Origin of the sequence: Pseudomonas sp. PDM03, from assembly GCF_014852385.1 — a bacterium.
In the GTDB taxonomy this organism is placed as follows: Bacteria; Pseudomonadota; Gammaproteobacteria; order Pseudomonadales; family Pseudomonadaceae; genus Aquipseudomonas; species Aquipseudomonas migulae.
This window is the reverse complement of record NZ_JACVBM010000013.1, coordinates 26,680-52,114: the sequence shown is the minus strand read 5'-3', so window position 1 is coordinate 52,114 and position 25,435 is coordinate 26,680. Positions and strand designations below refer to the sequence as shown.

19 protein-coding genes and 2 pseudogenes are annotated in these 25,435 nt (G+C 61.3%); 9 read left to right on the top strand and 12 right to left on the bottom strand.

Annotated features, from left to right (window positions below; translation table 11 throughout):
* Nucleotides 1-96: 96 nt before the first annotated feature.
* A complete protein-coding gene (locus IB254_RS18180; protein WP_008033885.1) occupies nt 97-726 on the bottom strand; it encodes a response regulator transcription factor in 630 nt (209 codons plus the stop codon).
* A 261-nt stretch (nt 727-987) separates the two neighbouring features.
* On the opposite strand from IB254_RS18180, the gene hpaC reads away from it, so the two are divergent.
* Complete coding sequence (hpaC, locus tag IB254_RS18175) at nt 988-1,500, top strand: 4-hydroxyphenylacetate 3-monooxygenase, reductase component (protein ID WP_192418529.1); 513 nt, start codon at nt 988-990, stop codon at nt 1,498-1,500.
* Nucleotides 1,501-1,628: 128 nt separating this feature from the next.
* Here the strand turns inward: hpaC and IB254_RS29930 are convergent.
* From IB254_RS29930 to IB254_RS18165, 3 genes and pseudogenes are all read right to left on the bottom strand, one after another.
* Nucleotides 1,629-2,225: pseudogene (locus tag IB254_RS29930) on the bottom strand (methyl-accepting chemotaxis protein); the annotation flags it as partial.
* 261 nt (nt 2,226-2,486) lie between these two features.
* Nucleotides 2,487-3,536: pseudogene (locus IB254_RS29925) on the bottom strand (HAMP domain-containing protein); the annotation flags it as partial.
* 372 nt (nt 3,537-3,908) lie between these two features.
* The gene (locus tag IB254_RS18165; protein ID WP_192418527.1) at nt 3,909-5,231 is read right to left on the bottom strand and encodes a hypothetical protein; all 1,323 of its coding nucleotides are present in this window, start codon (nt 5,229-5,231) and stop codon (nt 3,909-3,911) included.
* Nucleotides 5,232-5,508: 277 nt separating this feature from the next.
* Between IB254_RS18165 and IB254_RS18160 the strand changes: the two genes are divergently transcribed.
* Together IB254_RS18160 and IB254_RS18155 are read left to right on the top strand one after the other, a co-directional pair.
* Nucleotides 5,509-5,898 (top strand): c-type cytochrome, encoded by a 390-nt coding sequence (locus tag IB254_RS18160; RefSeq protein WP_008033873.1) that lies wholly within the window; start codon nt 5,509-5,511, stop codon nt 5,896-5,898.
* Nucleotides 5,899-5,945: 47 nt separating this feature from the next.
* Nucleotides 5,946-7,436: an aldehyde dehydrogenase family protein gene (locus tag IB254_RS18155; protein WP_192418526.1), complete on the top strand. Its 1,491-nt coding sequence runs from the start codon at nt 5,946-5,948 to the stop codon at nt 7,434-7,436.
* Nucleotide 7,437: 1 nt separating this feature from the next.
* On the opposite strand, the gene IB254_RS18150 is transcribed toward IB254_RS18155, so the two are convergent.
* From IB254_RS18150 to IB254_RS18120, 7 genes are all read right to left on the bottom strand, one after another.
* Nucleotides 7,438-9,825: a DUF3772 domain-containing protein gene (locus IB254_RS18150; protein ID WP_192418524.1), complete on the bottom strand. Its 2,388-nt coding sequence runs from the start codon at nt 9,823-9,825 to the stop codon at nt 7,438-7,440.
* 114 nt (nt 9,826-9,939) lie between these two features.
* A complete protein-coding gene (locus IB254_RS18145) occupies nt 9,940-11,124 on the bottom strand; it encodes an acetyl-CoA C-acyltransferase family protein (protein ID WP_008033866.1) in 1,185 nt (394 codons plus the stop codon).
* A 1,105-nt stretch (nt 11,125-12,229) separates the two neighbouring features.
* Nucleotides 12,230-13,633 carry a heavy metal sensor histidine kinase gene (locus IB254_RS18140; RefSeq protein WP_192418522.1) on the bottom strand — a complete coding sequence of 468 codons (1,404 nt, stop codon included), beginning with the start codon at nt 13,631-13,633 and terminating at the stop codon, nt 12,230-12,232.
* Nucleotides 13,630-14,301: a heavy metal response regulator transcription factor gene (locus tag IB254_RS18135; RefSeq protein ID WP_008043704.1), complete on the bottom strand. Its 672-nt coding sequence runs from the start codon at nt 14,299-14,301 to the stop codon at nt 13,630-13,632. Before IB254_RS18135 ends, IB254_RS18140 begins: the two co-directional genes overlap by 4 nt.
* 40 nt (nt 14,302-14,341) lie before the next feature.
* Nucleotides 14,342-14,599: a DUF2790 domain-containing protein gene (locus tag IB254_RS18130; protein WP_192418520.1), complete on the bottom strand. Its 258-nt coding sequence runs from the start codon at nt 14,597-14,599 to the stop codon at nt 14,342-14,344.
* Between the two features lie 123 nt (nt 14,600-14,722).
* Complete coding sequence (locus IB254_RS18125) at nt 14,723-15,493, bottom strand: alpha/beta hydrolase (RefSeq protein ID WP_008043703.1); 771 nt, start codon at nt 15,491-15,493, stop codon at nt 14,723-14,725.
* Nucleotides 15,494-15,724: 231 nt separating this feature from the next.
* On the bottom strand, nt 15,725-16,627 hold the full coding sequence (locus IB254_RS18120) for a LysR substrate-binding domain-containing protein (RefSeq protein WP_192418518.1): 903 nt from the start codon (nt 16,625-16,627) through the stop codon (nt 15,725-15,727).
* Nucleotides 16,628-16,770: 143 nt separating this feature from the next.
* Between IB254_RS18120 and IB254_RS18115 the strand changes: the two genes are divergently transcribed.
* From IB254_RS18115 to IB254_RS18090, 6 genes are all read left to right on the top strand, one after another.
* Nucleotides 16,771-18,072, top strand: coding sequence for an NAD(P)/FAD-dependent oxidoreductase (locus tag IB254_RS18115; RefSeq protein ID WP_192418516.1), 1,302 nt, complete (start codon nt 16,771-16,773; stop codon nt 18,070-18,072).
* A gap of 51 nt (nt 18,073-18,123) precedes the next feature.
* Complete coding sequence (locus IB254_RS18110) at nt 18,124-19,212, top strand: polyamine ABC transporter substrate-binding protein (RefSeq protein WP_192418514.1); 1,089 nt, start codon at nt 18,124-18,126, stop codon at nt 19,210-19,212.
* Nucleotides 19,213-19,527: 315 nt separating this feature from the next.
* Nucleotides 19,528-20,499 carry a Bug family tripartite tricarboxylate transporter substrate binding protein gene (locus tag IB254_RS18105; RefSeq protein ID WP_192418512.1) on the top strand — a complete coding sequence of 324 codons (972 nt, stop codon included), beginning with the start codon at nt 19,528-19,530 and terminating at the stop codon, nt 20,497-20,499.
* Nucleotides 20,496-20,990: a tripartite tricarboxylate transporter TctB family protein gene (locus IB254_RS18100; protein ID WP_008032439.1), complete on the top strand. Its 495-nt coding sequence runs from the start codon at nt 20,496-20,498 to the stop codon at nt 20,988-20,990. Before IB254_RS18105 ends, IB254_RS18100 begins: the two co-directional genes overlap by 4 nt.
* Before the next feature lie 24 nt (nt 20,991-21,014).
* Entirely contained in the window at nt 21,015-22,523 is a 1,509-nt protein-coding gene (locus IB254_RS18095) for a tripartite tricarboxylate transporter permease (RefSeq protein WP_008032438.1), read from the top strand.
* Nucleotides 22,524-22,847: 324 nt separating this feature from the next.
* Complete coding sequence (locus tag IB254_RS18090) at nt 22,848-23,846, top strand: bile acid:sodium symporter family protein (RefSeq protein ID WP_192418510.1); 999 nt, start codon at nt 22,848-22,850, stop codon at nt 23,844-23,846.
* A gap of 19 nt (nt 23,847-23,865) precedes the next feature.
* On the opposite strand, the gene IB254_RS18085 is transcribed toward IB254_RS18090, so the two are convergent.
* The gene (locus tag IB254_RS18085; RefSeq protein ID WP_192418507.1) at nt 23,866-25,431 is read right to left on the bottom strand and encodes an aldehyde dehydrogenase (NADP(+)); all 1,566 of its coding nucleotides are present in this window, start codon (nt 25,429-25,431) and stop codon (nt 23,866-23,868) included.
* Between the last annotated feature and the right edge of the window lie 4 nt (nt 25,432-25,435).

The following is a 25,435-nucleotide window of genomic DNA, read 5'->3' as shown; positions in this document are numbered from 1 at the left end:
GGGGATCATCGTCGTACACATACTTTCTGTTCGCTGGAGATCCAATGTAGGAGCCAGCTTGCCGGCGATGGCGGCCTCATGACCGCCGCAGATCCCTCAGTGCCGCGACGGCTCATCCACCGGCAAATGCAGCACTTCGCGCACCAGCATGGCAATGCTGGTCACGCCCATCTTTTCCTTGATCTTGGTCCGGTGCACATCAACGGTTTTCACGCTGATGTTCAGCTCCCGGGCGATGACCTTGCTGGCCTTGCCATCGATCACCAGCATCAACACCTCCCGTTCACGGCTCGTCAGCAGGGCGAGTTTGCCTTGCAGGTGCTGGCGTTGCTGTTGATCGGCCTGGGCATGCACGGCGGTCTTCAACGCCGCTTGTATGCGGTCGATCATCTGTTGCGGGTTGTAGGGTTTCTCGACGAAATCCAGTGCGCCGTTCTTCATCGCGGTCACCGACATTGGAATGTCGCCATGGGCGGACACGAAGATCGTCGGCAGGGTGCTGCCACGCTGGTTGAGGATTTCCTGCAGCTGAAAGCCGCTGGTTTCCGGCATGCGCACGTCCAGCACCAGGCACGCCGGTTGCTTGGGGTCGTACTGGCTCAGGAACTCTTCAGCGCCGGCAAAGCATTGCGCCTGGACGCTGACCGACTCCAACAACCAGGCCAGCGAGGTGCGCAGGTCTTTGTCGTCATCAACGATATAAACAATCGGTTTGCGGGTTTCCATCAGGGGTTGCCACGAGAATTTCTAATTATTGTTTTCGCACGCGTGCACGCTGCGGCGGACGTCGGCACCTATGTTGGTGCATTCCAGCAGAATACCCACTGCGACGGGCCCTGACGATAAAGAAACCACCTAGTCGACTAGCGGAAAGCCTACCTCGGCATGGGGATCGTCAGAATGGCTGCGCGCTACGCCGGGCTTTAGTCTTGTTCCATCACCCACGGGCCGCGAACGCGCGGTCCTCCTGAAGGAAGGGGCACCGACATGGCCAACCTGAGCCAGCAGCAAATCGACTTTCGCAACGCCATGGCGCAACTGCCGGCGGCGGTGAACATCATCACCACCAACGGCCCCGGCGGTCGCTGCGGCATCACCGCCAGCGCCGTGTGCTCGGTGACGGATTCGCCACCGACCGTGCTGGTGTGCGTCAACCGCAACAGCGCCACCCACGATGTGTTCCGCACCAACGGCCGGTTGTGCGTCAACGTGCTGTGCGGCGAACAGGAAGAACTGGCCCGACACTTCGCCGGCATGACCCAGGTGCCGATGGCCGAGCGGTTTGCCTGGGACTTGTGGGACGGCGGCGACACGGGCGTGCCGGTGCTGCGTGATGCACTGGTGCAGCTGGAAGGACGGATCAGCGAATGCAAGGAAGTCGGGTCGCATTCGGTGATGTTTGTGGAATTGTCGAAGGTGGGCGTGCGTGGGGAGGGCGATAGCCTGGTGTATTTCAACCGGTTGTTTCATCGGGTTGAGCATGCGGGGGTTCCTTGCTGAGACCGCGTTATCGTTCATCGCGAGCAAGCTTGCTCCTACAGGTCTGTGTCGTTCACAAATGGTGTGATCACTTCAACCTTGTAGGAGCAAGCTTGCTCGCGATAGCGGCAGATCAGGCAACACTGCCTTTAAATGCGAAAACTCCCGACCAACTGATTCAGCCGCCCAGCCTCGCGTTCCAGCTCGGTACATGCCTGCAACGTCGATTGCAGGTTCTCCACTCCTTGCTGGTTCAGCGTGTTGATCTCGGTGATGTCCACGTTCAACGCCTCGACCACCGAGGTTTGCTCTTCAGTGGCTGCGGCGACCGACTGGTTGACGTTGTCGATCTCGCCAATGCGTTGCGTCACGCTGCCCAGTCGCGTGCCGGCGAGGTTGGCGATGCTGACGCTTTCCTCGCTGTGTTGCTGGCTCTCTGTCATGGTTGTCACCGACTCACGCGCACCGACTTGCAGTGCTTCAATCATCTGCTGAATCTCCGCTGCCGAGGTTTGTGTGCGCCCGGCCAGGCTGCGCACTTCGTCGGCGACCACGGCAAAGCCGCGGCCCGCTTCACCCGCCCGTGCCGCTTCGATGGCGGCGTTGAGGGCGAGGAGGTTGGTCTGTTGGGAGATGCCTTTGATCACTTCGAGGATTTGCCCGATGTTCACGGTTTTACTGTTCAGTGCTTCGATGTTGACGCACGACGCGCTGATTTTTCCGGACAGTTCGTTCATCACCTCAATCGTGCGCTCGACCACCTGACGCCCGTCTTCGGCCTGTTGGCGCGCGGCGGAGGCTTGCTGCGAGGCGTCGGAGGCGTTGTTCGCAATTTCCTGGGCGGCGGCACCCAGTTCGTTGATCGCGGCGGCGACGCTGTTGGTGCGGGTCGATTGTTCATCGAAATTGCTCAGCGATGCGTTGGACGCCAGCAGCACACGCTTGGCGCCTTCGTTGACGCCGAGCGCCGCCGAAGACACCTCGCGAATGGAATGGTGGATACGTTCGACAAAGCGGTTGAACGCCGTCGCCAGTTGGCCTATTTCATCCCGTGATTGCACGGCCAGGCGTCGGGTCAGATCGCCTTCGCCCCGGGAAATATCCTCCATGACCCGCGTCAGCAGTTGCAGCGGCCGGGTGATGCGATACGCCGCGTACCAGATCAACACCAGGCCGAGCAGCGCCGAGCCGCCGCCCAGCAACAGCTCAAGCGCGGTGCTTCGCACGGCTTGCGCATCGAGTTCCTGTTGCAGCGTGGTAACCGGGGCGAGCAGCACGTTCTGCGGCACGCCGACCAGCACACCCCACGGCGCTGCATCGACAATCGGTGCCAGTGGCTCAAGCACTTTGATCTGCTGTTGATCGACGAACACTTTCGGCTGGCCCTGACGCAAGGTGTCCATCACCTCTACATTGTCCAGCGGTTGCCCGAGGCGACTGACATCCTGGCTGTTGGCGGAAATCACCCCGCGCGGGCTGACGATGCTGATCTGCCCGTTACCGTCGAACAGTTGAAGCGCGCTGACTTCGCTGTTCTGTTGCAGGGCGGCGAGGTTGATGTCGAGGCCGACCACGGCGATGACCTTGTCATGGTCCAGCAGCGGGAACGCGATACCGGTCACCAGTTTGCGGCTGCCGGAGGCCTCGTCGAAATACGGCTCCAGCACGCAGGCTTTGCGGGTGTCGCGGGCACAGGTGTAGAAGGCGTTGTAGGGCGCGCCGCTGGGGCCGGGCGAGGTGTTGGCGAGCAGCGCTTCGTCGCCGATCACCGCTTGCAGTTCGCCGGGTTTGCTTTGCACCCAATACAGCGAAAAGCGCCCGGTTTCGTTGCTGCCCATGGCCGCCTGATCGACGAAACCGGCGTCGGCACCGTCCAGGGCATCGGGTTCGAAAATGACATAAAGCCCGAGCAGGTCGGGCTTGTCGATCAGGGCCTGGTGCAGCTGGGTGCTCAGCTCCTGGCGCAGTTGTGGACGGGTAAGGTTGCCCTGATGTTGCAACTGCCTCAGGTAGAGCAGATAGCGCGACAACCCTTGGCCATATTCGTGCGTCTGCATGAAGGTGCGTTGCACCTGCATCGCTTGCACTTTGCCCAGCGCCTGCATGTGTTCCTTGGCGGCGTTGGCGAGCATTTCGCTGCTGGCCTCGGCCACTTGCTGGCTGCTCCGATGGGTTTGATACAGCGACAACCCCATCAGCAAACCCACCACCAACAGCAGGCAGAGGCCGGCGAGCAGGGCGATCTTGCTCTGAATCGTCAGGAATTTTTTGTGCATTGGAAAGGCCTTTTTCCTTGAGACATCCGCGCCCCACTGTAGGAGCGAGCCCGCTCGCGAAAGATGTCTGGGCGACGCGTTCATTCAGGCAACACGCGTCATCGTTGACGTCCATCGCGAGCGGGCTCGCTCCTACAGGGATTGTGTAGGGGCTTAGAACGTAGTGGCGAAAATCACCTGGCTGTAGAGGTTCTTGTCGTTGCTGCCCAGCTGCGTGCCACCTTCGTCGGCGCTCTTGTCCGGCTGATAGAGGCCGATCAGCGGCATCACCGTCAGGTGCTCGTTGACGTGCCATTCGGCATACAGATCAACTTCGTGGCCATCGGTATTGCCGAGGTTGCGGTCGATGGTGTCGAAGTTGAAATACATCGCACCGACCGTCAGGTTCTCCAGCGGCGAGACGGTGAACTTGACTTGCTGGATACGCGAGTTGGTGTTGAACGGGCCGGCGTAGTTACCGGCGACTTCACCCTGGAACCAGGTGCCGAAGCCACGGCTGAATCCATAGAACAGCGTGTCATAACCTTCCGAGAAACGGCTGTAGCGGTAGCTGGCATTTGGCGTCCAGGCCACGTCGGCGAAAGTCCAGCCGGCTTCCAGGTACCAGGCGTCTTCGGTGCTGGTGTGGGGTTTGTCCTGCTTGGCGTATTCGCCGGAGAGGAACAGGTTTTGCACCCCGGCATTGCCGGCTGCGCGCAGGCTGTAGGTTTTCATGCCGTCGCGTTCAAGCTGCATCGGTGAGGCGAATTCTTCGTCGACATCGGTGGTGTCGATGTAGGTCAAACCGACTGTGCCTGCTTCGGCGACATGCTCAAGCGTGCCGACGTACATTTCGGTTTTCGCTTGTGCGCGGTTATCGGATTTCAGCCACATCAGGTCGCCACGCCAGCCTTCCTTGCCTCCCAGGCGCAGCACGGCGGTTTCGTCGAAGGCTTTGCGCGCCGCCAGCCAGTAGGCACCTCCGCGGTTGAACTCACCGTCGGCCAGACCTTTGCCCAAGTTGAGCGCGTCGCCATTAATCAGGAAACCATCACCGACCACGATGTTCTGGCGACCGAAGGACAGGTCGACGCCGTCCTCGCCGAGCACGTCGAACAGCTTGCCCGAACGCCAGCCGAGGTAGGCGTCTTCGAATTTGGTGGTGCGTTCCGAACCATCGCTGAAGCCTGCGGCATCGCCGTCGCCCCAGGTGCCGGAGCTGAGCAGGTTCGCCGCGCCATACGCGGTGCCGACACCGGCCAGGCCCTTGTCGAAGCTCAGGCCATATTTGATGTAGCCCTCGCGCCACGACGAAGAACCCGGGTCGAGGCGGCCGGACAGCGCGTAGTTTTCCTGGCTGTGGAAGATGCCGAAGACCGCTTCCAGCGTGGCGTTCAGGTGACTGTCTTCATTGGCGTAGAGTTCATACGCGCCGGCATGGCCGGCGCTGATCATCAGGGCAAGTGTAGAGAGACGCAGCAAGGGGGACTTGAGCATGGTGTGGCATCCGTTCTTGTTCTTGAGCGCAGGTTTGCGGTCTTTTTCGATACTAAGGCGCGGAACTTTTCCGGCCTTTTGTGTGGTTGCCAAAGAGTTGGCTGTGCTTGCCAAAATGCCCGGTTTGGCAGCCTCGCCAATACGACTGGCACGCAGGGCAAAACCTGCGCATCACTGACCATCGACAATCCCTCTCAACCCTGTCGATGCACCGCTGCGTCGGCGCTCCCGTGTTGCCGCTCAATGGATGAGCGCGGATTTTCAAGGTCGTTTTCCTATGTTCACCTCGCTGCGATTGCCCCTCATCGGTCTGCTCTCACTCACCCTCGCGCACACCGCGCTGGCCGCTGACTGCGCGCCCGACCAGGGACATGGCGCCCAGGTCTTCGCCAATGAATGCGCGGTCTGCCATTCGGTGACCAAGGGCATGACGGGAATGATGGGGCCGAACCTGGCGGGTGTGGTCGGGCGCAAATCCGGCTCGCTGGAGGGCTTCAACTATTCCCAGGCCATGCGCAGCAAAGACATCAACTGGCAGGCCGAGAACATCGCGCAACTGATCACTCAGCCACAGGCCTTCGTGCCGGGGACCTACATGCCGTACATGGGCCTGGCCTCCGCGGACGATCGCCAGGCGGTCGTGTGTTTCCTCAAAGAACAACAGTAATCAGCCCGTTATCCGGCTGAACAACGCGTCTGAACCAAAGGTGATTTATGAGCAACGTTGAAATCCTGCCGCAGGTTGCTGCATTCCTTGACCGCCGCCACGGCTGCTTTATCGATGGCCAATGGGTGTTCGCCGAAGGGCCGGGCATTGCCGTGGTCAACCCGGCCACCGGCCAAACCCTGTGCGAAACCCTCGACGCGCCGCTGGACGTGGTCGAGCAAGCCGTGCAGTCGTCGCATAAAGCCTTCAAGTCCGGCGTGTGGTCGGGCCTGCGCCCGGCGGACCGCGAACGCATCCTGCTGAACTTCACTGCGCTGGTAGACGCGCATGCCGAAGAGCTGGCGCAGCTGGAAACCCTGAGTCAGGGCAAGTCGATCAACATGGCGCGCGCACTGGACCTGAACGCCACCGTGGAGTTCATGCGCTACATGTCCGGCTGGGCGACCAAGATCGAAGGGCAGACCTTTGACGTGTCGATTCCGCTGCCGCCGGGGGCGAAATTCACCGCATTCACCAAGCGTGAGCCGGTGGGCGTGGTGGTCGGGATCGTGCCGTGGAATTTCCCGTTGCTGATCGCGGCGTGGAAGCTGATGCCGGCGCTGGCCACCGGTTGCACGGTGATCATCAAACCGGCGATGGAAACGCCGCTGACCGCCATGCGTTTAGCGGAACTGGCGCTGGAAGCGGGCATTCCAGCGGGCGTGTTCAACGTCGTCACCGGTGGCGGTGCCAATGTCGGCGGTGTGCTGACGGCGCATCCACTGGTGAGCAAAGTGTCCTTCACCGGTTCCACGGCGGTGGGCAAAAGCGTCGGCGTGGCGTGCATGGAAAACATGACGCGGTTCTCGCTGGAGCTGGGCGGCAAAAACCCGATGATCGTGCTGGCCGATGCCAACATCGAAAAAGCCGTCCAGGGCGCAATCCTTGGCGGTCTGCTGAACAACGGTCAGGTGTGTGCGGCGGCTTCGCGTTTCTACGTGCATCGCGCCATCCACGATCAATTCGTTGAAGCACTCGCCGCCGCCGTTTCGACGATGCCCATCGGCGCAGGCATGAACGGCGAAGCGGCGATCAACCCGCTGGTCTCGCGCAAGCAGCAGCAAAGCGTGCTCAAGCACATCGAGCTGGCGCGTCGCGAAGGCGCACGGGTGGTGTCCGGGGGCGAGTTGGTGGAAGGCGAGGGCTTTTATGTGCAGCCGACCATTCTGGCTGACATCGATCACAGCATGGCGGTGGCCCGCGAAGAGGTGTTCGGCCCGGTGCTGGGGGTGATGCCGTTTGACGATGAAGACGCCGTGATCGCCCTGGCCAACGACAACCGCTACGGCCTGGCCGCCAGCCTGTGGACCAATGACCTCGGCAAAGCGATGAACCTGGTGCCGCGCATCGAGGCCGGCACCGTTTGGGTCAACGCCCACGTGCTGCTCGACCCGGCCATGCCGTTTGGTGGCGTCAAGCAATCCGGCATGGGCCGCGAGTTCGGGCGTGCGGTGATCGAGGCCTACACCGAGCTGAAATCGGTGTGCATCGCCCACTGATTCACATCGTGGGTGCCGGTTTCGCCAGCTCGATACCGGCGTCACTCAGGCGCTTGAGGATTTCAAACAGCAGGTCGCTCTTGGTCACGCCGACGATTCTCGGGCTGCCGACATAGCCGGTGACCGTCAGCGTGATGCCTTCGGGGGTCAACTTGCTGAAGCGCACCATCGGCGCCGGTTTGTCGAGAATGGTCTCGTGCTCGCGGTAGGTGTTGTAGAGCAGGTCTTTCACCTGTTCGGGGTCGATGTCCAGGGGGAAGGTCAGTTCGAGTGACGCCACCCCTTGGGCGCTGCCGCCCAGGGTTACGTTGCGCAGGTTTTGCGAGATCAGCTGCGAATTGGGCACGATGACGATCGAGCGGTCACTGAGCTGGATTTCGGTGGCCCGCACGTTGATCCGGCGGATGTCGCCCTCGACCCCGCTGATGCTGATCAGGTCGCCGACTTTCACCGGGCGCTCGGTCAGCAGGATCAGGCCTGAGACGAAATTCTTGACGATCTCCTGCAAGCCAAAACCAATCCCCACCGACAACGCGCTGACGATCCAGGCCAGGTTGGTCCACTGTACGCCCAACGATGACAGCGTCAGCAGAATGACCAACGCATAGCCGATGTTGGCAAACAGCGTGGTCAGCGAAGCGCGCATGCCAGGGTCCATCTCGGTTTTCGGCAGGAACTCCTTGTCCAGCCAGCGGCCCAGCGTGCGAATCAGGTAGATGCCGATCAGCAAGGCCAGTGCGGCATTGAGCAAGTGCCCGGGGATGATGTTCAGCTTGCGCAGCCCGGCGCCGCCGAGAATGGAAAAGACGTTGGTGAGCAGTTGCCCGAGCGTCGTGCCGACCCCCCCAACGAACAGCGTGACCAGCGCCAGCAGCAAGAGTCCGGCGCGCCCGACCCCCGACAGAACGATCGAGATCTGCTCCAGGCGCCGGTCTTCAATGCCGAGCAACTGCTTGAGCGCCTTGCCACTGGGACTTTTGATTGAAAAAAAGTATTCGCAGGCATCTTTGAAGCACTGCATCAGCAAATAGAAACCGGAGAGGATGAGAAAGCCCCAGACCAGTTCATAGGTGACGAACCTGGCCAGGGACACGTAACCGGTCAGGAGGGATACCAGGCAGATCACCATCGCAAGACTGGTGAGGGTGTAAAGCACGCCCGCGAACGTCCTGCCGGCTTCATAGGCTTCGCCAGAGGCCACGACGGCTCTGCGGACTTTGCCGGTGCGCAACAATAAATCCACCAGAACGCACGTAACAACCAGTGCGACGACCCCTCGACCGGCGATCACGATGCCGCTGCTCATGCCGGTTGCGTTGGTAATCTGGATCATCGTCACCAGAACCAGCAGTACGCCCGCCAGAACCCGCGGATAAGGCTTGAGTGACAGCGCCACTTGATCGGCAAGCGCCGGCAGCCGCCACGACGGGTGTTTCGTGGACAACAAGGCGCGGCTCAACGCGGTGATCAGCACGCAGGTGTAGGCGACTTTTTCGAATTCCTGGGAGAACGTCGTCAGCGTCGGCGTCAGCGGAGCCTGGCGTGTGAAGACATAAAACAGCAGTTGCAGGGACAGGCCGACCGTCAGCACCGTGGCCAATACGGAAGCCAGCGCCAGGGAGCTGCGGCGCAGGCGTCCTTCTGGCATCCGGTGTATGCAAAGCCACGTCAGCCCTCGTTCCGCGAGACGACGGCCCAGCGTCCAGATAAGCAGGGCCAGCAGCAACAGTACGCTGGTGTAGAGGCGTTGGCCCGGTTGCCAGGCCAGTTTGACGACCTCACTTGCCTGAGCGAGGAACGATGCGAAGCGCTGTCGATCGTCCATCGAAGGGCTCAGGATCGGTGACCAGAACTCGGGGTTCAGGACGCTTCGGGTGCTCAGGGTCAGTTCGCTTTCCAGCAGGTTGCGACGGATGCCGGCAATCTGGGTGATGAGGTCGGTGGCGCTCGTTTTCAGGGTGGCCAGGGTTTTCAGGGTGGCGTCGACTTTGTTTTTTTGCTCGGTGAGCGCGACCCTTTGCGCGGTGATATCGGGCTGCTCGGCCGCGGCGTCATCGCGCGGGACAGGCCCCAGCACACCCAGTTGCGCGCGCAGTTGAGTCTGCAGAGGAAGCAGCGAGGTCGAGAGGCGATCGACATCCAGCATGAACATCTGGACCAGGTCCTGCGGGGCCTCCAGCTGGCTGTAGTTATCAACCAGCGAGATCTGTTGTTTGAGGGCGTCCAGCCGAAGTTGCAACGCCTGGAGGTCGCTTGGGGAAACGCTGGGGGGCGCGGCAACCGCCCTGGGCATTGAAATGTCCGCAGGGTCTGCCGCCAACAGCATTCCGGGTCCCGCCCCGAAAAGCGTGAAAGCGACGAAAATCATGGCTTTCAGTGCATGACGCATAGGAGTGCCTGACTCTGTTGTTAGTCATTCAGCCTATGAGGTTAGGTCATCAGTCAAACCTTCGAGCAATAGTTTGTTCGGCTGCCCCCGTTGAACGGGGGCAGGGTGGACGTATCAGACGCGTTCGAACAGCACGGCGATGCCCTGGCCGCCGCCGATGCACATGGTCGCCAGTGCATATCGGCCCTGGACGCGGTGCAGTTCGTGAATGGCCTTGGTCGCGATGATCGCGCCGGTGGCGCCCACCGGATGGCCCAGCGAGATGCCCGAACCGTTAGGGTTGACCTTCTCCGGGTCGAAGCCCAGTTCCTGCGCCACGGCACAGGCTTGCGCGGCAAAGGCCTCGTTCGACTCGATGACATCCAGGTCGGCGACGGTCAGGCCGGCACGCTTGAGCACCAGACGAGTGGCGGGAATCGGGCCGAGCCCCATCAGTTCCGGCTCGACACCGGCGTGGGCATAGCCGACCAGCCGGGCCATTGGTTTGAGGCCTTGGGCGCGCACCATTTCACCGGTTGCCATGATCAACGCACCGGCGCCGTCATTCAGGCCCGAGGCGTTGCCGGCGGTGACGCTGCCGTCCTTTTTGAAGGCCGGTTTCATCTTGGCCAGTTGCTCGGCATTGACCTCGGCACGCACGTGTTCGTCGGTCGCAAAGGTCACGGTGCCTTTGCGCGACGCCACTTCGATTGGCACGATCTGACTGTTGAAGCGGCCTTCGGCGATTGCCCGCGCGGCGCGCTGCTGGCTGAGCATGGCCAGTTCATCCTGGGCCTGACGCGTGATGCCGTAGCGTTCGGCGATGTTTTCCGCGGTGATGCCCATGTGGAAACCGGCAAACGGGTCTTGCAGCACGCCGAGCATGTAGTCGATGGCCTGCATGTCGCCCATGCGTGCGCCCCAACGCGCTTGCGGCAACAGATACGCGCCACGGCTCATGGATTCGACGCCACCGGCCAGCGCTGCGCCCGCATCACCGAGCATCAGGCTTTGCGCGGCACTGACGATTGCCTGCAAACCGGAACCGCAGAGGCGGTTGACGTTGAAGGCGGGTGTCTCTTTCGGCAGGCCGGCATTCATCGCCACTGCCCGGGAGATGTAGGCGTCGCGGGCTTCGGTCGGGATCACATGGCCCATCACCGCATGGCCGATGTGCTCAGGCGCCAGCCCCGAGCGTTCGATGGCGGCGCGGCAGACGTCGGTGGCCAGTTGAATCGGTGGCACGTCCTTGAGCGAGCCGCCGAAGCTGCCGATGGCGGAACGGACGGCGCTGATAACGAAAATGTCGGATGGGTTCATGTGGGTTTCCCTGGTTCGGTCTTGTGCGCGTTTGGCGCTGTTATTGGGGGCAAGAGTCTAGGGGCGGTGGTTTGGTTGGGATAGGTCGAAAGTGCTCAAGGGGGGTGGTGTTTTTTGCCAGTTCTGGTGGGGGGTTAGATCGGTCTGAGTGGTTGGGGGGGCATATCCGTTTCTTCGGTAACGGCGGCTATTGGTTTCGCTTTTACAGCGAGTCACTTTCGAAAAGCGCGAAAGTAACCAAAGCGCTTTTGCCCCTTTCGTTCGGTGCCTCGCCTAGGCTCGGCATGCCCTCGCTCCGGTCCTGCTCCGTGGGCCCGCCGCGATCGGCCATCCCTGGCCGTGCGCGGCTAACCCGGCATCCATGCCGGGTTGCCCACTGCGCAGAACCTGCGCTCGGCCTCTCGAGGGGGCGACTACCGCCACAGCCGCCGAGGCGGCCTGAAAGCCGACCTGGCTCTTTCGGGGTTCGCGTTGTCCTTCTCTGCTGCGTTCACTCATTCCCGACATGTACACCGCTCCCCTGTAGGAGCCGGCTTGCTGGCGATGGCATCCTTTCAGGCGATACATGTGTCGCTGACCCACCGCTATCGCCAGCAAGCCGGCTCCTACAGGGGATCGTATTTATCCAAACGCATCTGCATTTCCCTTGTAGGAGCCAGCTTGCTGGCGATGGACGTCAACGATAATGCGTACTGTCTGAATGAACGCGGTGTCCGGGCGTTTTTCGCCGGCAAGCCGGCTCCTACAGGGAATCGCGTTTGCTTTCGCTTCTCACCACTCATCAGGCCGAGCGTTAGCTCGCCTTTCGCTTTTGATCTTGAGGTACACGCCCCCTCGAGAGGCCGAGCGCAGGTTCTGCGCAGTGGGCAACCCGGCATGGATGCCGGGTTAGCCGCCCCCGGCCATGGATGGCCGATGGCGGCGGGCCCACGGAGCAGGACCGGAGCGAGGGCATGCCGAGCCACAGCGAGGCACCGAACGAAAGGGGCAAGAGCCCTTGGTTACTTGGGGCTTTTCCAAGTGACTCGCCGTAAGGGCGAAACCGCCAGTCGCCATCACCAAAAAAACGAATATTCACACCAACCGCGAAAACACCAAACCAGCCTCACTCACCCACCCGCCGCCCCGGAAAAAACAACTCAAAACACGTCACCCCCTCACTGCTGCTGACACTGTAAGCCCCGTTATGCAACTGCATGATCGTCGCCACGATCGACAGCCCCAAGCCATTGGAATGAGCCGAACGCTCGCGGGATTCGTCAACCCGGTAAAAGCGCTCGAACAGCCGGGGCAGGTGCTCGGCAGGGATGGTCTGGCCAACGTTACGCACGACCACCCGGATACCCTCAGCCGAAGGTATGGCGCGAATGACCAGCTCAGAATGCGCCGCGCCATATTTGATGGCATTGGCGCACAGGTTGGCCAACGCACGGCGCAGCAGCATCGGCTCAGCCCAGATCACGCCGCTGCCCTGGGCATCGATGCTGATCCCGACATCCGCCGCCAGCCCTTCAAAATAGTCGGCCATACGTTCCATTTCGTCAGCGGCATCCAGTTCCTGGCGTTGGCTCAGGGCACTGGCCGGGTCGGTACGCGCCAGAAACAGCATGTTGTCGAGCATCCGCGCCAGACGCTCAAGCTCTTCGACGTTGGAGGCGAGCAGTTGCTGATAGGCCTCGACGCTGCGGTTCTGCTGCAACGCAACCTGGGTTTCGCCGAGCAGGTTGTTGATCGGCGTGCGCAATTCATGGGCCATGTCGGTCGAGACCTGACCCAGCTGCACGAAACCCTTGCCCAAACGGTCGAGCATTGCATTGAGCGCGTCGATCATCGGCAGCAGCTCCCGTGGTGCGCCCTGGCCATCGAGGCGCTCGGTGAGGTTGCCGACGCCGATGCCGTGGGCATACCGGGCCAGGCGTCGTACGGGCAGCAGGCCGCGATGCACCAGCAGATAGCCGGACAGCGCCAGCAGAACCGCCGCCACGCTGGCGAACAGGTACACGTTGAGGCGGTAGCGGGCGAGCACGGCGGTGCGCTCGGTCATCAGGCGTCCGGTGACCACCTGCAAGCTGCCCATGTCGTCGGATTCGATGGTCGCCGCGACGGCCGCGAAAGGGACGCCGTCCACGCCGGGATAGTGCTGCACATCGGCCAGGCTCAACGGATGGTCCATCGACACCGGTGCCAGCGATGGCAAGGCGAGGTTGCCGGGATTGACCACCAGCAGCGGTTTTTGTCCGGCGGCGCCAATGGTCAGCAGGGCTTCGCGATTGCCCAGCATGTTCTGGAACAGCGCCGGTTTGGTCCTGATCAGCTCCAGCGTATTGCTGTCGTTGAGGAAGGTGCGCAGTTGATCGATGCGGTTCACCAGGGCCGCGTCGTCGCGGCGGATCAGCTCGCGCTCCAGGTCGCGGTACAGCGCCACGCCCAACAGGGTCAGCGAGACAAACGCGAGCAGGGCAAACACCAGTGCCAGGCGCAGTGTCAGGGAATGGCGAAGGCGACTCATGCCTGGGTGTCGAAGCGGTAGCCGATACCGCGCACGCTGTGGATCAGCTTGAGCTGGAACGGGTCATCGATTTTCAGGCGCAAGCGACGCACGGCGACGTCGACGACGTTAGTGTCACTGTCGAAATTCATGTCCCAGACCCGTGACGCGATCATCGAGCGCGACAAGACCTGGCCTTGATGCGTGGCAAACAAATGCAGCAGGGCGAATTCCTTGTTGGTCAGGGTGATCTTCACGCCTGCGCGGGTGATGCGGCGCTTGAGCACGTCGATCTGCAGGTCGTCCACCTGCAGTTGTTCTTCTTCGCGGGTGGGGCCGCGGCGGGTCAGGGTGCGCAGGCGCGCCACCAGTTCTGCGAAGGAAAAAGGCTTGATCAGGTAATCGTCGGCGCCCAGTTCCAGGCCCTTGATGCGGTCGGCAATGTCATCCCGCGCGGTGAGAAACAACACCGGTGTGTCGGCTTCCTTGCGCAAGCGGCGCAGAACCTCCCAGCCATCCATTTTCGGCATCATCACGTCCAGAACGATGACATCGAAATCGTGCTCCAGAGCCAGGTGAAGGCCATCGATGCCGTCCCGCGCCAGGCTGACGGAGTAACCGAGTTCCTGCAGGCCGTTGAGCAGGTAATTGCCTGCCTTGGGTTCGTCTTCGACTACCAGGATATTCATGGGGTTTGTGCCTCAGCCAATTGGCGCCAGTGTAGCCGGATCAATGATCGTTGGTGCAGCCCGTGCCGTTGACCTGGTAATCGAGGACGTGCTCGCGACCCTGGTGGTCGAGGTAGTCGAGTCGCGCCGGGATCAAGCCGCATTGTTGCGAAATGTCGGTACTGGCGAGGACTTTGGCGACGTCCATGTGCACGAAGAAACCGGTCTTGTCGTGGATCACCGGCGCAGTGGTCTGCGTATCGGCAAACGCCGAGCCGGTGGCGAGGAGGGCGGCGAAACCGAGGATTAACATTTTCATGAGGTGTCTCTCTCTTCAGGTTGGCTGCCGGGAATGGCCTGACAGTGAGCTCAGGTTAACCAGGCGATCCGGACAGCCGACCAACAGTTCAATGACAAAGTTGTAATGAAACCGGGCCTGGCGTTATGGCTGGCGGCCGGAGGCTTCGAGGATCAGGTCGGCGATTTCTTTGGAGTGGGAAACGAGCGACAAATGGCTCGACGGCAGCTCGATGGTGGTCGCGCCCATGCGTTTGGCGAGGAAGCGTTCGAGGTCCGGGTTGATGGTCTGGTCGAGGCTGGAGACCGCGTACCACGAAGGTTTGCTGTGCCAGGCGGCTGCGGTGGTGCGATCAGTGAACAGGGTTTTGGCAATCGGTTGCTGCACGGCGAACAGTTGCATCGCCTTGTCGTGGGGCACGTCGCTGGCGAAATATTTGAGGAAGGCATCCTGTTTCAGGCTGACGAAACCGTCGTGTTCTTCGGTGCCGGCTCGCACGGGCATGGTCGGGTATTTGGCTGACAGGGCGACGAAATCTTCCCCGGCGTCCGGGGCGCGGGCCGCGACGTATACCAGCGAGCTGACCTTTGGATTGACCCCGGCTTCACTGACCACGGTGCCGGCGTAGGAGTGGCCGACCAACACCGTCGGGCCGTCCTGTTGGTTGAGTACACGTTGGGTGGCGGCGACGTCATCGGCGACCGAGGTCAACGGGTTTTGAACGGCGGTGACGTGCAATCCGGCGGCCTGCAACCGCGAAATCACGTCCGCCCAGCTCGAGCCATCGGCCCAGGAGCCGTGTACCAGCACGACGTTGTCGGCCTTCACCGGCGCGATGTCGCCGGCCATGGCGGAGCCGGTGCCGAGCATCAACAGGCTGGCGGCGATCAGGCAGAGTTTGTTCAATGGTTTCATGGTATCGACCCTTGTCATCATCAGTGGGAGGCGTCACCCGGTGTGGGTGACTGACGACGCCACTTTAGGAAGCGAGGGTGCTGGCTACGCTGACAACTCGATGACAAGTTTGTAATGCACAGCCATTGGGTTTTGCGGTGATCTTGCGGCCGCCATCGCCGGCAAGGATTCGGTACAAACGCCGCAAACCTGTAGGAGCCGGCTTGCTGGCGATGGGGCCGGTGGGAGCACCTAACGCTGAAGGTCTTGCCTTTCCGCCTGCTGCGCAAACCATTGCAGAACCATCGCGCAAGCCGGATGAGCAACGGCTGAAGGTTGCAGATTCAACGCGTAAATACCGCGTGTTGCCAACGGCCGGCCAAACGGGATAACCAGCACCCCCCGTTCGATTGACTCTCCTGCCAGCGTCATATCCGTCATCGCCACACCCAATCCTCTCGCCGCCGCGTCCAGCGCCAGTTCATCGAGGTTGAAGGGAATGTGCCGGTAATCATCCAGCGATTTACCGCCATTGGCCGACAACCACTGAGCCCAATCATTGCGGTCCGCCGAGCGATGCAACAGCGGGAAACTCATCAGGTCTTCCACCGCTGCCAATGGCCGCGTCGAGGTGCCCAACCCGGGCGCGCACACCGGCACCAACGCTTCCTTGAACAAGGTCAGGCTATCCGGATCATCAGACGGCTCGGGTAGATAGAGAATGTACGCATCACTGTCGATGGCCGGCTCTACCACTTCTGTCGCCACGGTCTCGATCGACAGCGAAACCTGCGGATGACTTCGATAAAACTCGCTCAACTTCGGCAGCAGCCAGCGAACCGCCAGCGACACATGCATGCGGATGCGGAAGGGGCGTTCCTGTGGCGAAAGGCGGTCCTCCAGGGTTTTCAGTTGCGCCAGGATATTTCGTGCGGTGCCCAACACCTGTTCGCCTTCCGGCGTCAGTCGCACATGGCGGCTGTTCCTCGCAAACATCGGCACGCCGAAGTGGCTTTCCAACAGCTGAATCTTTCGACTCACCGCACTTTGGGTCAGGCACAGCCTGGTGGCCGCTTGGGTGAAGCTGCCCGAGTCGGAGACTTCCACCAGTGCCTGCAAGGCCTGGAGCGAAGGAACGTGGCGAATTTTATCCATGCGTTTTATGAATGGCTCGATGATTTTATAACGTTGGTTGTATCACTACAGGCCTTATAGATTCTAGCTCTGGCGAGCGTTTTCCGGAAACGTCCATGCGATTACAGCATGCGCTCGCAGAATGACAGTCAATGAGGTGAGGCATGACCAATGAATGTGGCTGGATTGCGCAGGCGGGAAGTTCTGCCGCTCGCGGTCCTCTCAAAGGCACGGTAAAAGCCGACTGGCTGATTATCGGTGCCGGTATCACCGGGCTGAGTGCCGCGCACTCGCTCGCGCAATTGCACCCTCAGGCGCGGATCGTGATCGTCGACCGGCAGCGCGCGGCGCAGGGTGCTTCGGCGCGCAACTCAGGCTTCGTCGTAGGCCACGAACACCCGACCAGAGACGAGTTGATCGGCAACCACGGGTTCGCCGGTTATGAAGTGGACACCGCGATTTCACGGGCTGCCAGCGACGAAGTGCGCCAACGCATCGCCCGTCACGGTATCGAATGCGACTTCAGGGATTGCGGTTACTTCTTCGCGGTCAGCGACCCAGGCAAGTTGACCGATGTCGAGGGCAAACTGGCTACGCTACGCGCGGTCGGCGCCTCTGCTGAATTTCTGCAAGGTGAGCAACTGAGCGAAAAACTCGGTACCCGGCACTACCAGGCCGCGATCCGGTGCGGTCAGGGCAACGCGCTGCTGCAACCGGCGAAATACGTGAAGGGCTTGCTGGATGCACTGCCGGACAACGTGACCGTGTTCGAGAACACCGACATCACCGGCCTGGAGCGTCTGGGTAAAGGACGAATTCGCGCCCATGGCACTGCCGGCAACATCGAGGCAACGCAAGTCATGGTGTGCCTGAACGCGTTCATTCCCCGGTCGGGCATCGAGGACAGCGGAACCTTCCCGATGGAACTCAGTGCCAGCCTTACCCGGCCGCTCAGCGATGAAGAGTTCCAGTCCATCGGCGCCGTCGAGCCGTGGGGCGTGCTCTCCACCCGGCCGCTCGGCGCCACGGTGCGCCTGACCCCGGACCGTCGCGTGATGATCCGCAACACTGCGGAGTACCGCTCCCGTGACCTGACCGACAGTGAACTGCTGCATCGACGCAAACACCATGTGCTCGGCTTGCAACGGCGCTTTCCGTTTTTGGGCGAGCGGGACATCCAGTACACCTGGACCGGACATTTGAGCGCCTCGCGCACCGGGCAACCCTATTTCTGCAAGGTCGAAGAGGGCGTGTTTGCGGTGGCCGGCTGCAATGGTTCGGGTGTCGCGCGCGGCACGCTGTGGGGGCGATTGCTCGCTGAAATGGCCTCGGGCACCTGCTCGCCGATCCTCGAATCGGTCATGCGCAGGGCGCAACCGGGCTGGCTGCCGCCAAAGCCCTTGCTCGATATCGGTGCCATGCTTCGCATGCGCGTGGAGGCGGTCAGGGCCAGAACAGAAATCTAGAAACCCCGGCGATCAAAAAACAACAAAAGCTCATCAACAAGGTGATTGAACATGCGCGTGAACACACTTCCCCTGATGGTTGTACTGACCACGTTTTCGGCCGCCACGTACGCCGACGAAGTCGTCAATATTTCCAACTGGAACGGCTACATCGCCGACGACACCCTGACCAGCTTCACCCAGGCAACCGGGATCAAGGCGACTTACGACATCCACGACAGCAACGAAGTGCTGGAATCCAAGCTGATGACCGGCAACACCGGTTACGACGTGGTCAGCCCTTCGAACCATTTCCTGTCGCGCCTGATCAAGGCCGGGGCCATTCAGAAACTCGACCGGAGCCAACTGCCGAACTGGAAAAACCTGGACCCGGCGCTGATGAAAAAACTCGAGGTCAATGATCCGGGCAACCAGTACGGCTATCCGTACATGTGGGGCACGGCGGGGATCGGTTACAACGTGGAGAAGATCAAGGCGATCTTCGGCAACACCGATGTCACCCATTCCTGGAAGCTGTTTTTTGAAGAAGAAAACATCAAGAAACTCAGCCAGTGCGGCGTGGCGATCATCGATAACCCGACGCAGATCCTGCCAATTACCCTGAATTACCTGGGCCTGCCGCCCCATAGCCACGAACCGGCGGACTACAAGAAAGCCGAGCAGGCGCTGCTGAAAATCAGGCCGTACGTGCAGTACTTCCACGCGTCCAAGTACATCAGTGACCTGGCGAACGGCAATATCTGCGCGGTGATCGGCTTCAACGGCGACATCGTTCAAGCTGCCGCCAGCGCCAAGGAAGCGAACAACGGCATCGACATCGCTTACTCGATTCCTGATGAAGGCTCGACCCTGTGGTTCGACATGGTGGTCATGCCCAAAAGCGCGCCTCACGAGAAAAACGGCTACGCCTACATGAACTACCTGCTGACGCCGCAAGTCATTGCCAACATCAGCAACAGCATCCACTACGCCAACCCCAACCTCACTGCGGATCAATATGTGACCCCGGCCGTGAAGCAGGATCTGGCGATCTACCCGCCGAAGAGCGTGCTGGACAAGCTGTTTACCGTCGAGGAACTGCCGGCGGCGATTGCGCGGTTGAGCACGCGTCTGTGGACCAAGTTGAAAACCAATACCTGAGGGTGATTGCCCTTTCCTTGACTGTGCGAGTCAGGGAAGGGGCAGTGTCAGCGGGTCAATCCCGGTCAACGACGCTCAAAAGCCATCCCGTAACCCTGCAACTGCTCCCACCGCGACGGCCACCACTTTGAGTCCGTGCAACGCGCCGCGCGTCCATGCAGGCGTCTTCCTGAAATGAACTGATTCACTGTTGTATGCCGCCATTCCAACCATGGCCTACGCTTATCCCGAGATGGCTGTTCAACGATCCGGATTTATGCCCGGACCGACGTTCAGCCGGCGCCCCATAAAAACAAAAGTCCCGGGAGAAAACGCATGTTCGCTTCGTTACGTCGATCCACCCTTTGCCTCGCGGTTGCCGTCACTGCCGCTGTGCTCACAACGCCTGCCTTTGCGCTGGAAACCGTCAAGTTCATGGCCCCAGGTTCGGTGGGGGGCGGTTATGACCAGACCGCACGCGTGCTGGGCAAAGCCTTGATTGAAGCCAACGCGGCCAAATCCGTCACCTTTGAAAACAAGGGCGGCGCGGGGGGCACGCTGGGGCTGGCGCAGTTTGCCAACAGCACCAAGGGCGATCCGGATGCGCTGCTTGTGATGGGCGCGATCATGGTCGCTGGCATTGAGCAGAACAACCCGCAGATCACCTTGAAGGATGTGACGCCGATTGCCCGGCTGTTTACCGAATACAACGTGATTGCGGTGCGCAAGGAATCCGAATTCAAAACGCTGGACGACTTGTTGAAAGCCTTCAAGGAAAAACCGACCAGCATTGCCTGGGGCGGGGGCTCCAAGGGCTCGATCGATCACATCGGCATTGCTGAACTGGCCGCGAAAATGGGCGTCCCGGTCAACAAGGTCAATTACGTCGCCTTCGCCGGCGGAGGTGAAGTGGTTGCCCAGGCGTTGGGCGGGCAGATCAAAGTCATCACCGGCGGTTATGCCGAACTTGGCCAATACATCAGGAGCGATCAGTTCCGTGTACTCGCCATCGGCGCACCGGAGCGCGTTGCAGGCATCGATGCCCCGACGCTCAAAGAAAGCGGGTATGACGTGATCATCGGCAACTGGCGTGGTGTTTACGGTGCCGCGGGCCTCACGCCCGAGCAACGCAAGGAAGTCACCGACGCCGTGGTGGCGGCCGCCAACAGCAAAGTCTGGAAAGACAACATCGAAACCAACAAATGGTCGCCCAACATCCTCACCGGTGACGAGTTCGGCAAATTCGTCGACGCGGAGCACGTGCGGCTGCGGGCGATGCTGGTGGAAGTGGGGCTGGTCAAGCCATGAGTCAATCGCGTGCAATCGTGCCGGTGCAACTGGCGATTGGCGTCGGTGTGCTCGCCATCAGCGCCATGCTGGGCTACGGCGCCTTTCTGTTTCCCGAGGAGATGGGGTTCGTCATCCTGGGGGCGTACGTCTATCCCTACGCCGTGGCGGTATTCCTCGCGGGCGTGGGGGTGGTTCTGTGCTTTCAAGCCGTCACCGGCGGTTTTCGCGAACTGGCCGATCACGATGACGAATCCGCCAAAGTGGTGCCTGGCGGCAAAGCGGGGGTGGCCTGGGTGACGGGGGGGCTGCTAGGCGTTGCCGTGCTTATCAATCTCATTGGCTTTGTCCTGTCGGCCGCGCTGTTGTTCGCCTGTTCGGCGCGGGGTTTCGGCAGTCGTCATCCGCTGCGCGATCTCGCCATCGGCATTGCCCTGACGCTCCCGATTTACTGGCTGTTCAATGCAGGGCTGGGGGTTTCCCTTCCGCCGCTTGTCAACGCCTGGATCTGATTCAGGCCGCAGGAGATCAACAGGGTGGATATTCTCGCAAGCCTGGCAATGGGGTTTTCCTCGGCCCTGACGCCGATCAATCTGATGTGGGGGTTCATTGGTTGCCTGCTCGGCACCGCCATCGGCGTCTTGCCGGGCATCGGGCCGGCGCTGACCGTGGCGCTGTTGCTGCCCATTACCGCGAAGGTCGATCCCACCGGCGCGCTGATCATGTTCGCCGGCATCTACTACGGCGCGCAGTTCGGCGGTTCCACGACCTCCATTTTGCTCAATACCCCAGGGGAATCGTCTTCCATGGTTACGGCCCTGGAAGGCAACCTCATGGCCCGCAATGGCCGGGCGGGACCGGCCTTGGCCACGGCGGCCATCGGGTCCTTTGTGGCAGGCACTGTCGCCACGGTTCTGCTGACCTTGTTTGCGCCCATTGTGGCGAAACTGGCACTGAAGTTCGGGCCTGCGGAGTATTTCGCGATTCTGGTGCTGTCGTTCACGACGGTGTCTGCGGTGCTCGGGGCGTCGATGTTGCGCGGCTTCGCATCCCTGGGGATTGGCTTGACCATCGGTTTGATCGGGCTGGACTCGACTTCGGGTATCGCTCGTTACACCTTGGGCGTCCCGGAGCTGGTCGATGGCATCGAAGTCGTGCTGGTGGCTGTCGGGTTGTTTGCGGTGGGCGAGGCGTTGTACAGCCTGCTGTATCAGAAAGAAGAGGCCTCCGGTCGACACCGCATGTCCTCATTGTGGATGACGCGCGCCGACTGGAAGCGCTCGGTTCCGGCCTGGCTGCGAGGGACGCTGATCGGTTTTCCCTTCGGTTCGATTCCGGCCGGTGGTGCGGAGATCCCGACGTTCCTGTCCTATTCGACCGAACGCAAACTCAGCAAGTATCCGAAAGAATTTGCCGCCAACAAAGGCGAGGGCGCCATCGAGGGCGTCGCCGGCCCTGAAGCGGCGAACAACGCAAGCGCCACCGGTTCGTTGGTGCCGTTGCTGACGCTTGGTATCCCGACTTCCGCCACGGCAGCCATCCTGTTGGCGGCGTTCCAGAACTACAACCTGCAACCGGGTCCGCTGCTGTTTGAAACCTCGGGTGCACTGGTCTGGACCCTGGTGGCCTCGCTGTACATCGGCAACGTCATCCTGCTGGTGCTGAACCTGCCGTTGGTGGGCCTCTGGGTCAAACTGCTGCAAATCCCCCGGCCTTATCTGAATGCCGGGATCCTGGTGTTCGCCACCATCGGCGTGTATGGCATGCGTCACTCATCTTTCGACTTGTTGCTGATGCTGGCGATCGGGTGGGGCGGGGTGTTGATGCGGCGGTTCGACTTCCCCGTCGCGCCGGTGATCGTGGGCATGCTGCTGGGACCGATGGCGGAGAAACAACTGCGTAACGCGTTGTCGATCAGCGAGGGCGACTGGACGGTGTTTCTGACACAACCGATCTCCGCCGCGTTCCTGGCGTTGACGTTGCTGGTGCTGGTGGTGCCGCATCTGCTGCATGCCAGGGGCATCAAGTTGCATGAGGATGATTGAGCCTGTGCTGGCCTGACAGCCGATCTGATTCTGTGGATGTACTCGTTCCCCTGTAGGAGCCGGCTTGCTGGCGATTGGGCCTTGAGCTTTGCATAGCCCTTTCGATCGCTATCGCCAGCAAGCCGGCTCCTACAGTTGATTTGTGTAATGGCTGAGTACCGCGTCCGCATGAAGTTGCCGACCCCCCGTTGTTTTTGTTGATGAATACATTCGCATCAACGTTATGTCCGTTAGGCGATATCTACTGGCTTGTTAGCGTTAGTCGGTAATCGGCAAGCGCGTTAGAGTCGACGCAACATTCCTCGCCCACGCCGGATGACACCGATGACCCGCCCCCGTTTTTTACCCGACAACTTCACCCTGACCCTGATCGGCGTGGTGATTCTCGCCAGTCTGCTGCCCGCCAGCGGTCAGGTCGCGGTCGGTTTTGGCTGGCTGACCAACATCGCCATTGCCCTGCTGTTTTTCCTGCACGGCGCCAAACTGTCGCGTGAATCGATCATCGCCGGGGCGGGCCACTGGCGCCTGCATTTGCTGGTGTTCAGCCTGACGTTTGTCCTGTTCCCCTTGCTCGGGCTGGCGCTCAAACCCTTGCTGTCGCCGATGATCGGCGCCGACCTGTACATGGGCATGCTCTACCTCTGCGCGCTGCCCGCTACGGTGCAGTCGGCGATTGCGTTCACGTCCCTGGCGCGTGGAAATATTCCGGCGGCAATTTGCAGTGCGGCGGCCTCCAGCCTGTTCGGGATTTTCCTCACGCCGTTGCTGGTGACATTACTGCTGAATGTGCACGGCGAAGGCGGCTCGACGTTCGATGCGATTGTGAAAATCAGCGTGCAACTGCTGCTGCCGTTCATTGCCGGGCAGATCGCTCGACGCTGGATCGGCGCCTGGGTTGCGCGCAACAAGAGCTGGCTGAAATTCGTCGATCAGGGCTCGATCCTGTTGGTGGTTTACGGCGCGTTCAGCGAGGCGGTGATCGAAGGGATCTGGCATCAGATACCGCTCTGGGAACTGGCCGGACTGGTGGTCGCTTGCTGCATTTTGCTGGCGTTGGTCTTGCTGGCGTCCACCGTGCTGGGCAAGGCGTTCGGTTTCAATCAGGAAGACCGCATCACCATCCTGTTCTGTGGTTCGAAGAAGAGCCTGGCCACCGGCGTGCCGATGGCCCAGGTTCTGTTCGCCGGCAGCACCATGGGTGTGTTGATCCTGCCGTTGATGCTGTTCCACCAGATTCAACTGATGGTCTGCGCCGTGTTGGCGCAGCGCTATGCCAATCGCAAGGAAACCATCCCTGAACTCATGGCTCAGGTTGATCCTTGATCTCCGGTCGGGTTGACAACTATTGCCCGTCCACGAGGCGAGGCAGCCCCAACGGGTTGAAATCACGCAGTGCCTCAGGCAACAGCGCGTCCGGAAACCCCTGATAAGCCACCGGCCGCAAGAAGCGTTCGATCGACGTCATGCCCACCGAGGTGAAGCGACTGTCCGAGGTCGCCGGAAACGGTCCGCCGTGAACAGTGGCGTGCGTCACCTCTTGCGGATGGGCGAAGGCGTTGACGACGATGCGCCCGGTTCTGCGCTCCAGCACCGGCAACAGGCGCCGGGCCAATGGCAAGTCAGTTGTTTCGAGGTGCAGGGCCGCGCTGAGTTGGCCTTTGAGCGAGCGGGCAATGGCGAGCAGTTCAGCCTCGTCCTCGACGGTCACTAGCAGCGCCGATGGTCCGAAGACTTCCTGCGCTAGGGCGGCTTCCTCGAGGAAACGTTGGCCGGTGACCTCCAGCAACGCCGATTGGCCGTCAACGTCGGCGCTGGCGGCCGTGCCTTCGGCGATGCGCTGCGCACCGGCGTTTTCCATCGCGGTGAGACCGTTCAGGTAAGACGCATGGATCCCCGGCGTCAGCATCGTGCGGGCTGCGGCCTCGCTGACGCGCTGCACCATGGCGGCGCGTAGCGCTTCGAGGCCGGCGCCTTTGATCGCGATCAGCAGCGCGGGCCTGAGGCAGGCTTGCCCGACATTGACCAGCATGCGCTCGATAAAACCATCGCCGATCTTCGCGCCGCGCTCGGCCAGGGCTGCGGGCAGGATGAATGTGGGGTTGATGCTGGTCATTTCGGTAAATACCGGGATCGGATCGGGCCGCAGTTGCGCACGCCGATATAGCGCCATGCCGCCCTGTTCCGAACCGGTAAACGTCACGGCTTTAATCAAAGGATGATCGACCAGCGCTTCGCCGATGGTGTTACCGCTGCCGCGTACCATCGAGAAAACCCCCTCGTGCAACCCGTGCTCCTGCACGGCCTTTTGGATGGCCCGTGCCTGGATTTCCGAAGCACCCGGATGGGCGTTGTGCGCTTTGAGGATGACGGTCGCGCCGGCGGCCAATGCCGAAGCGGTGTCGCCACCGGCCACGGAATAGGCAATCGGAAAGTTGCTCGCGCCGAAAATGGCCACCGGGCCGATGGCCATTTTCTGCAGGCGATGGTCCATGCGCGGGCGAGGCTGACGATCAGGTTGTGCCGGATCGATGGCCAGTTGAAGGAAGCGGCCTTTGCGCACGACCTCCGCGAACTGACGGAACTGGACGGCGGCTCTGCTCGCTTCGCCCTCAAGCTGAGCTTCTGGCAGACCCGTTTCGAGCGCGGCCCGTGCTGCCAGCTCCTTGCGCACGCCCTCGAGATTGTCGGCAATGCTCTCGAGAAACGCTGCGCGCCGAGCGAGCGACGTATGGCTGTAACTGTCGAACGCTTCGTCGGCGAGCGTTGCTGCCTGGTGGACTTGCGCGACGCCGCCGAGGGCAAAATCCGGTTCGATCAACGTGTTGGTCGCGGGGTTGAGCGCTTTCATCGTTCCTTCGGTGGCCGCGACATCGTGGGTCCCGATGATCAGGTTTCCTGTCAGTTTCATCATC